The organism is Nocardioides lacusdianchii (assembly GCF_020102855.1).
Lineage (GTDB): Bacteria > Actinomycetota > Actinomycetes > Propionibacteriales > Nocardioidaceae > Nocardioides > Nocardioides lacusdianchii.
In genome coordinates, this window is record NZ_JADHZD010000023.1 from 39,783 (window position 1) to 52,168 (window position 12,386).

A 12,386-nucleotide genomic window follows, 5' to 3' on the forward strand; every position below is an offset into this window, starting at 1 on the left:
TCACTGCATTAATGTCACTGGAGGTCGGGATGGGGACGAACGAGGGCGACTGTCGGGTCGTGGTGGTCGGCGCAGGGGCCGGGGGCACGCTGGTCGCGACCCACCTCGTGACCGCCCTGTCGTCGCGCTTCAGCGTCGAGCTGGTCGACCCGGCACCGACGACGGGCCGCGGTCAGGCCTACTCCACCACCGACGAGCGCCACCTGCTCAACGTCCCGGCCTCGGGGATGAGCGCCTTCCCGCGCGACCCCGAGCACTTCCTGCGCTGGCTGCGCACCCACCACGACCCGGGCTTCCAGCCCCAGGACTTCGCCCCCCGCGCCGTCTTCGGCCGCTATCTCGAGGGGCTGCTCACGGCGGCGTCGGAGTTCCCCGGCAACGCCCGACTCGTACGCCGTCACGCCGACGTCGTGGACGTCGCCGGCTCCGGGACCGGATTCGTCGTCGAGCTGTCCGACGGTGAGCTCCTCGAGGCCCGGGCGGTTGTGCTGGCCACGGGCAGCCGACCCGGCACGCGCTGGGCTCCTGGGGAGCTCGCAGCCGACCCTCGGCTCGTCACCGACCCGTGGACGCAGGGGATCCCCGAGTCCGGCGACGTGCTGCTGCTGGGCGCGGGGCTGACCATGGTGGACCTCGCCATCAGCGCCGACCGTCCCGGCCGCACGCTCCACGTGGTCTCCCGCACCGACGCCGTGCCGCAGCCGCACGTGCTCCCGACGACTCCCCCGGTGTCGCCTCCGCCCGGGGTGACGCGCACCGAGGGCCTCGACGCGCTGCGGGCGACCCTCGGCGACCACGTCGCCCAGACGGTGGCGACGACCGGCGACTGGCGGGCCGCGATCGACGGCCTCCGCCCGGTCACCGCGCAGCTGTGGCGCGGGCTGTCGGAGTCCGACAAGCGACGCTTCCTCACCGAGGACGCCCGCAGGTGGGACGTGCACCGCCACCGGATGGCACCGATGACCGCACGTCGCCTCGGCGCGGTCACCGACTCGGGTCGCCTGGTCCGGCACCGCGGCATCATCGCGGCCGTACGCCCCGCGGACGACGCGCTGCACGTCACCCTCGACGACGGCACGGAGATGGCCGTGGCGGCGGTGGTCAACTGCACCGGTCCCGTCGGCTCCATCACCGCCGACCCGCTCCTGACGCGTCTGGCCCGCACCGGCCTGGTGCGCCCCGGTCCGGCCGGCCTGGGCATCGACACCGCGGACGACGGCCGGGTCCTGGGCACCCTGCCGGCCACCCGACCGTTCCTCGCCGTCGGCTCGCTGCGACGCGGCAACCTGTGGGAGTCCACGGCGATGCCCGAGATCCGCGAGCAGGCCTACGACGTCGCACGCTCGGTCGCGCGCGCCCTGCACGGCGAGTCCCGCCGACGCCCGGTCGACCCCTACGGCCTCACCCTCTCCACCGACCGGCGCGCCGCCCGTCGCTACAACGCCGCGCTCGGCCGCCTGCTGCGCCTCCAGGACGGCGCGGAGGAGGGCCTGCGACAGGCGGTGGAGGCCGATCCCGGCTTCGTGCAGGCGCACGCCGCGCTGGCGCTCCTCGGGCACGAGTGGGGCACGAACACCCACTGGCGCGCCTCACTGCGGGCCGCGCACCGCGCCGCTGCCGGGCGTCACCTCGACGACCGCGAGAGCTCCTTCCTCGACGCGGTGACCACCCGACTGCGCTCCGACGAGCCGACCGGCGCCGCGGCCCTGCTGCGACACGTACGCCTCTTCCCCCGCGACGCGCTCGCCGTCAGCGTCGCGGTGCCGACCGTCGCCTTCGGCGGCCTCACCAGCGGCGCGCAGACCGCCGAGCTGGTCGAGTCGCTGGGCCGCTCCTACGGTGACGACTGGTGGTACGCCGGCCAGCTGGCGTTCGTGCGGCAGGACCAGGAGCGCTGGGCCGAGGCCGAGGACCTCTCGTCCTACGCGCTGTCGGTGGAGCCCGCCTCCGGGCACGCCGTCCACGCCCGGGCCCACGTGTTCTACGAGACCGGGCAGCACTCCGCCGGGCTGGCCTGGCTCGACGAGTGGATCCGCACCCGGGGTCCGGAGGCCAACCACCGCTCGCACTTCTCGTGGCACGCGGCCCTGCACGAGCTGATGCAGGACGACGTCGACGCCGTACGCCGTCGCTACGCCCGCGAGCTCGCACCGCCGGCCGTGGGCGGCAGCCGGGTCGTCGTCGACAGCGGGGCGCTGCTGTGGCGCGGCCGGGTGACCGGCGCGTGGACCGACGACCTGGCCGTCACCGACGTCCGTGCCGCGGCGCCCGAGGAGTGGCTGGTCGCGCCGACGACGCCGTTCGCGGCCATGCACGCTGCTGTGCTGCTGGCCGGGACCGGCGACGCCGCGGGACTGGCCGGGCTGGCAGCGCACGCGTCCGCGAGCGAGGACCGGGTGCTGCGCGACGTCGTCACTCCGCTGTGCCACGGGCTGGCGCAGGTCGTCGCCGAGCGGTGGAACGCCGCCGCCGCGACGCTGACGGGCGTGGTCGGCTCGATGGAGCCGCTCGGCGGCAGCCGAGCGCAGCGCGAGGTCGTGGAGGACACCCTCGTGCACGCGCTCGCGATGGCCGGGCGGACCGGCGAGGCGGCCGACCTCCTCGACGTACGCCTCTCACGACGCGCGTCGGCCCTCGACGCGAGGCGCCGAGCTGCCCTCACGAAGACAGCCGTCAGGCGGTGACCGGCCGGGCGTCCGCCCTCTCCCGCGGCGGGAGCGACAGCCGCAGGACCTTGTGCCACGCGCTCGCGACCTGTCGCAGCAGCGGCCTGCTGTGGTACACCAGCCCGTGCCGCTCGAAGAGCTCGCGCACCGGACCGGCGACCTCGCGGTAGCGGTTGCTCGGGAGGTCGGGGAACACATGGTGCTCGATCTGGTGCGAGAGGTTGCCGCAGAGCACGTGCAGCAGCCACGGGCCCGAGATGTCGGCCGAGCCGAGCATCTGGCGCACGTACCACCGTCCGCGGGTCTCCGCCTCGTCGACCTCGGCGACCTCGAACGTCTCCACCCCCTCGGGGAAGTGGCCGCACATGATGACCGAGTGGCTCCACACGTTGCGGGCCAGGTTGGCGACGACGTTGGCGGTCAGGGTGGTGCGCGAGGACCGCGTCGGGGCGGACAGCAGCGGGTGCAGCACGTAGTCCCGGAAGGCCGAGCGCGCTGCACGACGCCCGGTGGTGCGCATCTCCTCCTTCTTCTCCGGCGAGAAGCCCTCGCGCCGGCGCAGGGCCTCACCGAGGTCCAGGTCATAGGTCGCGATGCCGTACTCGAAGATGCACGCGTTGACCAGGTTCAGCAACGGCTGCACGAGGTGGCGCGGCTCCCACTGCTGGGCCTCGTCGACGCGCATGATGCCGTAGCCCAGGTCGTTGTCCATGCCGATCACGTTGGTGTTCACGTGGTGGCGGTCGTTGTGGGCCCGCTTCCACTGCGCGGGCGCCGAGGCGTAGTCCCAGTCCCACGTCGAGGAGTGGATCCGCGGGTCGCGCATCCAGTCCCACTGCCCGTGCAGCACGTTGTGCCCGATCTCCATGTTGTCGAGCACCTTCGCCAGGGTGAGCGAGGCCGTGCCCAGCCACCACGCCGTACGGCTGCGGCTGCCCAGCAGCACCACCCGCCCGGCTACCTCGAGGCTCCTCTGCACCGCGATCATCCGACGGATGTACGCCGCGTCGCGGGTGCCGCGGTCGGCCAGCACCTCCTCGCGCAGGACGTCCAGGGTGCGGCCGATCTCCTCCACCTCGTCGTCGGTGAGGTCGGCGTAGGAGCGTCGGACCGGGGAGTGCTGCAGGAAGGCCATCGCTCCCAGTGCCCCACGGGCACGGATGCCATGCATCGTCGGAATTGCCTCCGAAGGGGTGGGGTGCGACGCGATCCGCTGGGTACCGAACGTGCATGACCCACCAGACCGACCACGACCAGGACGCAGATCCGCCGTCGCCGGACGGGCAGGAACCCGATCAGGACCAGCTCCAGCCGGATTCCGAGCCGGCCAGCGATCCCGATCCCGATCCGGGCACAGGCACCACCACCACCCACTCCGAGGAGGACGCATGACGACCTACGGAAATGACCCCCTGAGCACGACCGGCACCACTGGCACGACCGATCTCGGCGGCTACGACGCGACCGGCTACAGCTCCGGCGCCGCTGGCTCCACCGGAACCAGTGGCACGACCGACAAGGCCAAGGAGACGGCCTCCACCGCGGCCGACCAGGGCAAGCAGGTGGCCGGCACCGCCAAGGACGAGGCGCTCAACGTCGCCGGCACTGCCGCCGAGCAGGCCCGCAACGTCGTGGGCGAGGCGAAGCAGCAGGTCACCACGCAGCTGAGCGACCAGGCGACCACCGGCCGCGACAAGCTGTCGGAGACCCTCCGCACCCTCGGTGACGACCTGCAGCAGATGGCGCAGGGGCAGGGCCCGTCGCAGGGCATGGCGACCGACCTCGCCCAGGAGGTCTCCGACCGCGTCCGCGCGCTCGGCAGCCACCTGGAGAGCCGCGAGCCCGCGCAGCTCCTCGACGACGCCCGCGACTTCGCGCGGCGCCGGCCCGGCACCTTCCTGCTCGGCGCGCTCGCTGCGGGGGTCGTGGCCGGACGTATGTTCCGCGCGACCGCCGATGGTGCGGCCGCGGCATCCCTCGCCGAGTCCGGTGGCAGCGGGACCGGCACCGGGACGTACGGCGCGACCTACGGCACGGGCGTCGGCACGGGCGTCGGGACGGGTCCGATGGCCACGCCCGTCCAGCCCGCCCCGCGCACGGGTGACCACGACGGCCCGGCGACGACCGCGCCGACGCTCAACACCCCGTCGAGCCTGGACCCGACCACGTCGGACTCCTACGGCCAGCGCACCCAGGACCCGCTGTGACGGGCGCCATGGGGACCGAACCGATGAGCGGTTCGCACATCGCCGGGGCGAGCACCGGGACCGGTGACAGCCGCAGCCTGGGCGAGATCGTCGGCGACCTGAGCAACGACCTGACCACCTTGGTCAAGCAGGAGCTCGAGCTGGCGCGCACCGAGATGAAGGAAGAGGCGACCAAGGCCGGGAAGGGTGCCGGGATGCTCGGCGGTGCCGGCATCGCCGGCCTGCTCGCGTTGATCCTCGGATCCTTCGCCCTCGCCTACCTGCTCGACAACTGGATGCCCGTCGAGCTGGCGTTCCTGATCGTCACGATCCTGTGGGCGATCGTCGGCGCCGTCCTCGCGGCCCGGGGCCGCAAGGAGCTCAAGAACGCACACCCGCAGCTGCCGGAGACGCAGCAGACACTCAAGGAGGACGCAGCATGGGCCAGAGCACAGAAGAACTGAGGGCAGAGATCGAGCAGACGCGTCAGTCGATGACGACCGACGTCGACGCGCTGCAGGACCGGATGAGCCCGTCGGCCATCGTCGAACGGCGCAAGCAGGCGGCCCGCAGCCGGGTGCTCGGCGTCCGCGACAAGGTCATGGGCACCGCCCACGGCGTCGGCTCCTCGACGTCCGGCACGGCCGGGTCCGCGAAGGACTCCGCCGCCGGCGCCGTCGACTCCGTCAAGGGCACGGCCCACGACACCGTCAGCACCGCGCAGGACAAGGTGCAGGGCGCGCCCCTGGCCGCCGGACTGGTCGCCTTCGGTGCCGGAGTGATCGTGTCGGCGCTGATCCCCGCGTCCGAGAAGGAGGCGGTGGCCGCAGGCCACGTCGTCGACGCCGCCAAGGAGCACGGCCAGCCGGTCGTGGACCAGGCGCGGTCGGTGGCCCAGGACGTCGCCGCCGAGGTGAAGGACACGGCGACGCAGGCCGCCCAGGAGGTCAAGGACAGCGCCTCTGACAGCGCCGCCACGGTGAAGTCGGAAGGACAGTCGGGCGTGGACGAGGTCCGCTCCCAGACCAGCTCCTGAGCCTCCGGCTCACTTCCCGAGCCGGTCCGTCCCCGAGGGGCGGGCCGGCTCGTGCGTCGTGGCCCACGCCACTGTCTGCGAATCGCGCAGCGGGGTACGTGCGTGTGTACTGACTGTTCGTCGACGAGAGGATCACCGTGAACCCCACCAGCCTGGTCTCAGGAGTCATCACGCTCCCCGCCCACGTCGCCGCGGCCGCGGCCGGCACGGCGGCCGGCCTTGCCACCTCAGGCGCACGCACGACGATCCGCGTGCTCGGCTGGGCCGTCGGCCGCGTGACCGGACCGTCCCCACAGCAGTCGTCGTGGGCGGCCAGCACGGACGTGCCGCCGGCGAGACGCCGCACCCTCGACACCGACGTCGCCATGGCAGAGGTGCCCATCGCCGAGGCGACCCCCACGAAGCCCCCGGCCCGCAAGGGACCGGCCAGCAAGAAGGCCCCGGCCCGGAAGAAGGCTCCGTCGAAGAAGGCAGCCGTGATGGCACCCGCGCTCGGACTGACGGAGGCGGAGGCGGAGGACGTCCTCCGCACGCCCTCGGGCATCCCTGCCGCAGGCGACGCGACGAACCCGGACACCACCGAGACCGACCTGCACCAGCCGGGCACCGAGCCCTTGATGGACCCCGCCACGGTGAAGGCCGTGAAGAGCGAGTCCGACGTGCTGCGCCGGGCCGCGGACACCGACAAGGGCTGACCGGGCGTCGGTCCGGCGCCCTATCCTCGGGACATGCACCGCATCTTCACCACGAGCGTCGCCTCGGTCTACCCCCACTACGTGGCGAAGGCCGAGCGCAAGGGACGCACGCGGGCGGAGGTCGACGAGGTGATCGGGTGGCTGACCGGCTTCGACGCCGCCACGCTGGCCGAGCACCTCGAGCAGGGCACCACCTTCGCGGACTTCTTCGACCAGGCGCAGCTCAACCCCCACGTCGACCAGATCACCGGGTCCGTGTGCGGGGTGAAGGTGCAGGAGGTCGAAGACCCGCTCATGCGCCGGATCCGCTACCTCGACAAGCTCGTCGACGAGCTGGCCAAGGGCCGCCCGATGGAGAAGGTGCTGCGCGGCTGAGTGTGCGGGTGCCCGTCGGTGGGTACCCCGCAGCATGGACGTCGCAGCACACCGGCCCCCTCCTCCCCTCCAGTGGCGCCAGCACACCGTCGTCGGCGACGGTGTCGAGCTCGCCGTGCACGAGGTCGGCGACCCGACCGCACCACCGGTCGTGCTGGTCCACGGATACCCCGACACCCACCTCCTCTGGACGCGCCTGGCACGCCACCTCTCCCACGAGCTGCGCGTCATCGCCTACGACACGCGCGGGCAGGGACTCTCACCCACCCGGGCGCCTGACCCCGCCTTCGCACTCCCCCGTCTCGCTGCCGACCTCATGGCCGTGCTGGACGACGCCTCCCCGGACCGACCGGTCCACGTGGTGGGGCACGACTGGGGATCGGTCCAGGCGTGGGAGGCCGTCTGCGAGCCCGGGGCCGAGCACCGGATCGCGTCCTTCACCTCCATCAGCGGGCCGAACCTGGACCACGTGGCCGCCTGGATGCGGGGGACGCTCCAGCGCCCGACCCCCGGTCGTGTCGCAGGAGTGGCGAGCCAGGTGGTGTCGTCCTCCTACGTCCCCCTCCTGGTCTCTCCACTCGCTCCGCCCGTGCTGCGGCTCGTCGGTGACCGCGACGCCGTGTCGGGCCTGCGCTACTACCGCGGCAACCTCGGTGCGGCAACCCGTCGCCCGCGTGAGCGACGTACGTCCGTGCCGGTGCTGCAGCTCGAGCTCACCCGCGACCTCGCCATCCGTCACGGTGCCCTCGCCGCGAGCGACCCGTGGTGCCACGACCTCCGACGGGTGAGCCTCCCCGCCGGGCACTGGGCCCCCCGCACCCACCCCGGGGTGGTCGCACGCGAGGTGCGCAGGCACGTGCTCGATGCCGAGCGGAGGACGTGACCGACCGGTGACGTCGGGCGTCACTCCTCGCCGCGCTGGCGACGCAGCCAGGTGATCGGGTCGCCGTCGTCGACCGCGACGCCGAGACCGCGCAGCAGGTGGCGGGCCAGCTGGCGTCGCGCGGCGGCGTACGTCACCACGTGGGCGAAGACGCTCGCCATCACGAAGCTCTCCGGTGGGTCGCAGAGGGCGTCGACGAGCCGGTCGTCCCACGCTCCCCGACTGTCGAGGTCGCGCACGGTCGCCAGCCAGCGCTGTGCCACCACGTCGTGGCGCGCGAGCAGGCCGGCGGCGCTGGTGTCGCCGCCCTGCGGGAGGTCCGCGCCCTCGATCGCGGCCAGCCAGATCTCCTTCGTCGCGACCAGGTGCTCGAGCAGCTCGGCCAGCGTCTCGTCACTGCCGTCGAACCCGAGCACCTGCAGGCCCGGGAGGCGGGTCGCGGCGTAGTCCTCGGGCGCGACCCCCTGAGCGAGGTCGACCAGGTGCCGGGTGTCGTCGAGGTCGTGGCGGACGAGGTGCTCGGTGATCGGGTTCATCGCGTGCTCCGTGGACTGGACCCACAAGGACATGGGCGGGTGGAAGTGGATGCCGTTGGGCGCCGGCAGCCAGTGACCGGCTGCCGGCGTGCTCGGCGGATGACCGAAGGCGCGGGAATAGGCGCGGGCGAAGCCCTCCACCGACTCGTAGCCCGCCTCGAAGGCGGCCTCGGTGACGCTCGTGCCGCCCGCGATGCGCCACGCCGCGCGCTCGAGGACCACCCGGCGCCGCATCGCCACCGGGGGCTCCCCCGCGTCGCGCCGCAGCAGGCGGTTGAAGTGGTGGGGCGAGGCGTGCGCACGCGACGCCATGTCGGCGAGCGTGGCGTCCTCCCCGTCGAGGACGGCGTCGAGGAGCTCGCGGAGGCGATCACGACGTGGCGCGTTCATGCGGCCCAGTCTGCGACAGCACACACCCGTGGCACCCGACCGGAATTGCCGTGTGGTCCGGACTCAGCCGGGGGGCACCTCGAGCACCACGCTCCGCACGGGGTTGTCGAACTCGGTGGTGCGCAGGGAGACCTGCACCTTCCAGTCGCCGCCGGTCGGCAGCACGACCTCGCCGGCGTAGACGCCCGGCCCCTGGTTGGTCAGGGCCACCTCGCCGAGGTCGACCTCCTCGGTCGACAGGCTCACCCCCCGGGTCACTGGTCAAGCGGTTGAACGTGTGTCCATGTATGCGAACTCGCGCTACCATCGTCGGAGCGGGGCAGGGGGTCCCGTCCGCCGGTCCGGTCAAGTCCGCGGCGCGGGCCCTCGACCTGCTCGACGAGATCGCGGCCAACGGGCCCGGCACCCAGCTCCAGCTCTCGACGCGGCTGAGCATCCCCAAGAGCAGCCTGCACGCGCTCCTGCGCACCATGGTCGACCGCGGCTGGCTGCAGACCGACCCGACCGGCAGCGTCTACCAGCTCGGCATCCACTCCCTCGTGGTCAGCTCCGCCTACCTCGACGGCGACCCGGTCCTCGCCCGCGCGGCGTCGGTCCTCGACGAGGTCAACGCGACCACCGGCGAGACCGTCCACCTCGGCCGCCTCGACGGCTCCGACGTCATCTACACCGCCAAGCGCGAGTCGATCCACCCGCTGCGCATGCACTCCGCGGTCGGGCGGCGGCTGCCGGCGTACGCCACCTCGCTGGGCCGCGCGCTGCTCGCCGAGCTGCCGCTGGAGCAGCGCCGCGACATGGTGCCGGAGTCGATCGCCGCGATCACCCCCAACACCACCACCGACAAGGACGCCGTCCTCGAGATCATCGAGCGCGCCGTCGTGCAGGGCTACGCCACCGAGAGCGAGGAGTCCTGCATGGGCGTGCGCTGCTTCGGCGTGGCGCTGCCCTTCGGCCCGCAGGCGGTCGACGCGCTCAGCGTGGCCGTGCCGATCAGCCGCCTCGACAACGGTCGCGAGGACCTCATCATCGAGACCCTGCTGAGCGTGCGCGCCCGCGTCGCCGCCGTCAACGGCAACAGCCTGGTGCGCTGATCACCGCTCGGTGAGCCGCTCCAGCACCGCGCGCAGCGGCGCCCACCCGTCGCGGCCGCGGCGCGTGACGGCGTACGCCCTCAGCACCAGGCCCGGGTCGCGCAGCCGGATGACGCTCACCCCGCGCCGCGACGTCCGTCCCCGCGGGAGCAGGCCGACTCCCCCGCCCGCGACCACGAGGTCGTCGACCAGCTCGAGGGAGTCGATGCGGTGGACCACGCGCGGGGTGAAGCCGGCGCGCGAGGCGAGGGTGCGCAGCGCGTCCTCGTCGGCGGTGTTGCGGGAGTTCACGATCCAGTCCCGGTCGGCGAGGTCGGCCAGGGTCAGACCGCGATCGCGCGTGGGCACGCCGACACCCCACTCGACACGCCACAGCGGCACGACCTCGTGGTCCTCGCGCCATGCGGCCGGGGCGAGGTCGTAGTCGTAGACCAGGGCGAGGTCGACCTCGTCGCGCGCCAGCAGGTCGAAGGCCTCGAGCGGCTCGTGCTCGTGGATGCGCACCTCGATGCCGGGGTGCCGCACGCGCAGGTCGTCGACCGCCGGCAGCAGCGAGCGCCGGACGGCGGAGGCGAACCCCGCCACGCGCAGCGTCCCCCGCGGCTCGGCCGATGGATCGAGGTCGAGCCGCGCGGCGTCGACGGCGGCCAGGATCGCCACCGCGTGCTCGGCCAGCCGTCGTCCGGCCGGGGTCAGCCGGACGCGACGGCCGTCGGGCTCCAGCAGGGCCACGCCTGCGTCACGGGCCAGCGCGGCGATCCCCTGCGAGACGCTCGACGTCGTGGTGCCGAGGGCGTCGGCGACCTCGTGCATCGACCCGAGCCGGGAGAGCTCGAGCAGCATCGTCAGGCGGCGCACGTCCACGCCGGATTGTCGCGCCCTGCTGAACGGTCTGTCCAGCAAAGTCACGTGGACGCGAACGATTGGGCTGGCCTTCACTGGACCCATGACCCCCTCCCCCGCCCGCTCGGGCGCCTCGATGGCCGTCGTCGCCATGCTCTGCGTCCAGCTGGGGCTCGCCGCTTCCGTCGGGCTCATCGACGACCTCGGCTCCTCGGGTGCGGCGTGGCTTCGCCTGGCCTGGGCGGGCGTCCTGATGCTGGTGCTGGTCCGACCACGCCTGCGCGACTACACCCGTGAGGCCCTGGTCGCCGCGACCGCCCTGGGCGTGGCCACCGGCGCGGTGACGCTCTTCTTCATGGCCGCGATCGCCCGCCTGCCCCTGGGCACCGCCAGCGCGCTGGAGTTCCTCGGCCCCCTGTCCATCGCCGTGGTGCGCTCGCGGGGCGCCGGCCGGGCGTGGGCCCTGCTGGCAGCCGCTGGCGTGGTGTGCCTGACCCAGCCCTGGTCGGGCGAGGCCGATCCCGTGGGTGTCGGCTTCGCCCTCGCGGCGGCCGTGTGCTGGGCGGCGTACATCCTGCTGACGCAGCGCGTGGGCGACGCCGTCACCGGGCTCGGCGGCCTGGCGATCTCGATGCCCGTGGCGGCACTCGTCGCCACGCTCGTCGCGGGGCCGGGCGTGGTCGGCGACCTGACCCCGGAGCTGCTGCTGGCCGGCCTGGGCCTCGCGGTCCTGCTGCCGGTCGTGCCGTTCGCCCTCGAGCTGCTGGCGCTGCGCCGGCTCACGGCGGGCGCCTTCGGCACGCTGATGGCCCTGGAGCCGGCCTTCGCCCTCACGATCGGACTCGTGGTGCTGAGCCAGGTGCCGGACGCGCTGGCCGTGGTGGGCGTGGCCCTCGTCGTCGTCGCGGGCATCGGTGCCGAGCGCAGCGGAGCGCGTACGGCTCCGGACGCCGTCGGCGCGGAGACGGGCCGCGGCGCACCCGCACCGGCCTGACCGCGGGGGTACGGCGTGGATGCCCTGGACCAGACCCCGTGAGCGAGGACGTGTGAGCGCAGCACCCCCGTCGGGTCCCGTCCGCGAGCGCTCGACGCGCCAGTTCCGTGCGGTCCGTGACGAGCTGCGGCGCAGCAGCGACTTCCGCAGCGCGCAGGACATCCACGCGGCCGTCCGCGCCGGTGGGACATCGGTGGGACTCGCCACGGTCTACCGCGCCCTCCAGACGCTCGTCGACACGCAGCAAGCAGACGTGCTGCGCGGCGAGGGCAACGAGGCGCGCTACCGCGCCTGCGGCGAGAGCCACCACCACCACCTGGTGTGCCGCTCCTGCGGCACGACCGTAGAGATCAGCGGGCCGGCCGTCGAGAGGTGGGCCGACGACACCGCCGCGCAGCACGGCTTCAGCGACGTCAGCCACACCCTCGAACTCTTCGGCACCTGCTCGGCCTGCCGGACCGGCGCCGGCGACTAGCCCCGACCCGCCCGGCAGGCCGCGCGTCCAGCACGAACGACGAAGGCCCGGACCATCTGGTCCGGGCCTTCGTCTCTTTGTAGCGGGGGCAGTGTGCTGGCTCAGGACATAGGAAACCCATGTCTCACGACATAGGAAACTCGATGCTGGCCTGTGTCGAAGGCAAGGCTGGTCATCACCGCGATCGAGACCGAGGGCATCACCCAGGCTGAGGCC

At 73.3% G+C, this 12,386-nt stretch carries 15 protein-coding genes; 11 read left to right on the forward strand and 4 right to left on the reverse strand.

Annotated features, from left to right (window positions below):
- Positions 1-11 precede the first annotated feature (11 nt).
- Positions 12-2,684 carry an FAD/NAD(P)-binding protein gene (locus IRX98_RS20785; RefSeq protein ID WP_224280063.1) on the forward strand — a complete coding sequence of 891 codons (2,673 nt, stop codon included), beginning with the start codon at positions 12-14 and terminating at the stop codon, positions 2,682-2,684.
- Here the strand turns inward: IRX98_RS20785 and IRX98_RS20790 are convergent.
- Entirely contained in the window at positions 2,674-3,801 is a 1,128-nt protein-coding gene (locus IRX98_RS20790) for a fatty acid desaturase family protein (RefSeq protein WP_224280065.1), read from the reverse strand. The two genes, IRX98_RS20785 and IRX98_RS20790, sit on opposite strands and share 11 nt — an antisense overlap.
- A gap of 95 nt (positions 3,802-3,896) precedes the next feature.
- Here IRX98_RS20790 and IRX98_RS20795 point away from each other — a divergent pair, with 95 nt between their 5' ends.
- From IRX98_RS20795 to IRX98_RS20825, 7 genes are all read left to right on the forward strand, one after another.
- Positions 3,897-4,058, forward strand: coding sequence for a hypothetical protein (locus tag IRX98_RS20795; protein ID WP_224280067.1), 162 nt, complete (start codon positions 3,897-3,899; stop codon positions 4,056-4,058).
- The gene (locus IRX98_RS20800) at positions 4,055-4,873 is read left to right on the forward strand and encodes a hypothetical protein (RefSeq protein ID WP_224280069.1); all 819 of its coding nucleotides are present in this window, start codon (positions 4,055-4,057) and stop codon (positions 4,871-4,873) included. The genes IRX98_RS20795 and IRX98_RS20800 overlap by 4 nt, the downstream gene beginning before the upstream one ends.
- A 23-nt stretch (positions 4,874-4,896) precedes the next feature.
- Positions 4,897-5,316: a phage holin family protein gene (locus IRX98_RS20805; RefSeq protein WP_224280071.1), complete on the forward strand. Its 420-nt coding sequence runs from the start codon at positions 4,897-4,899 to the stop codon at positions 5,314-5,316.
- On the forward strand, positions 5,292-5,888 hold the full coding sequence (locus IRX98_RS20810; protein ID WP_224280073.1) for a DUF3618 domain-containing protein: 597 nt from the start codon (positions 5,292-5,294) through the stop codon (positions 5,886-5,888). Before IRX98_RS20805 ends, IRX98_RS20810 begins: the two co-directional genes overlap by 25 nt.
- 137 nt (positions 5,889-6,025) lie before the next feature.
- The gene (locus IRX98_RS20815) at positions 6,026-6,583 is read left to right on the forward strand and encodes a hypothetical protein (RefSeq protein WP_224280075.1); all 558 of its coding nucleotides are present in this window, start codon (positions 6,026-6,028) and stop codon (positions 6,581-6,583) included.
- Positions 6,584-6,616: 33 nt separating this feature from the next.
- Positions 6,617-6,958 (forward strand): DUF2200 domain-containing protein, encoded by a 342-nt coding sequence (locus tag IRX98_RS20820; protein WP_224280077.1) that lies wholly within the window; start codon positions 6,617-6,619, stop codon positions 6,956-6,958.
- A 34-nt stretch (positions 6,959-6,992) separates the two neighbouring features.
- Positions 6,993-7,841 carry an alpha/beta fold hydrolase gene (locus IRX98_RS20825; protein WP_224280079.1) on the forward strand — a complete coding sequence of 283 codons (849 nt, stop codon included), beginning with the start codon at positions 6,993-6,995 and terminating at the stop codon, positions 7,839-7,841.
- Positions 7,842-7,861: 20 nt separating this feature from the next.
- On the opposite strand, the gene IRX98_RS20830 is transcribed toward IRX98_RS20825, so the two are convergent.
- Positions 7,862-8,767 carry a helix-turn-helix domain-containing protein gene (locus tag IRX98_RS20830; RefSeq protein WP_224280081.1) on the reverse strand — a complete coding sequence of 302 codons (906 nt, stop codon included), beginning with the start codon at positions 8,765-8,767 and terminating at the stop codon, positions 7,862-7,864.
- A 63-nt stretch (positions 8,768-8,830) separates the two neighbouring features.
- Positions 8,831-9,013 carry a FixH family protein gene (locus IRX98_RS20835; RefSeq protein WP_224280083.1) on the reverse strand — a complete coding sequence of 61 codons (183 nt, stop codon included), beginning with the start codon at positions 9,011-9,013 and terminating at the stop codon, positions 8,831-8,833.
- Between the two features lie 41 nt (positions 9,014-9,054).
- Between IRX98_RS20835 and IRX98_RS20840 the strand changes: the two genes are divergently transcribed.
- A complete protein-coding gene (locus IRX98_RS20840) occupies positions 9,055-9,858 on the forward strand; it encodes an IclR family transcriptional regulator (protein ID WP_224280085.1) in 804 nt (267 codons plus the stop codon).
- Here IRX98_RS20840 and IRX98_RS20845 read toward each other — a convergent pair whose 3' ends face one another.
- Positions 9,859-10,722 (reverse strand): LysR family transcriptional regulator, encoded by an 864-nt coding sequence (locus IRX98_RS20845; protein ID WP_224280087.1) that lies wholly within the window; start codon positions 10,720-10,722, stop codon positions 9,859-9,861.
- Positions 10,723-10,804: 82 nt separating this feature from the next.
- Here IRX98_RS20845 and IRX98_RS20850 point away from each other — a divergent pair, with 82 nt between their 5' ends.
- Positions 10,805-11,695: an EamA family transporter gene (locus tag IRX98_RS20850; protein WP_224280089.1), complete on the forward strand. Its 891-nt coding sequence runs from the start codon at positions 10,805-10,807 to the stop codon at positions 11,693-11,695.
- Between the two features lie 52 nt (positions 11,696-11,747).
- The gene (locus IRX98_RS20855) at positions 11,748-12,170 is read left to right on the forward strand and encodes a Fur family transcriptional regulator (RefSeq protein WP_224280091.1); all 423 of its coding nucleotides are present in this window, start codon (positions 11,748-11,750) and stop codon (positions 12,168-12,170) included.
- Positions 12,171-12,386: the final 216 nt, after the last annotated feature.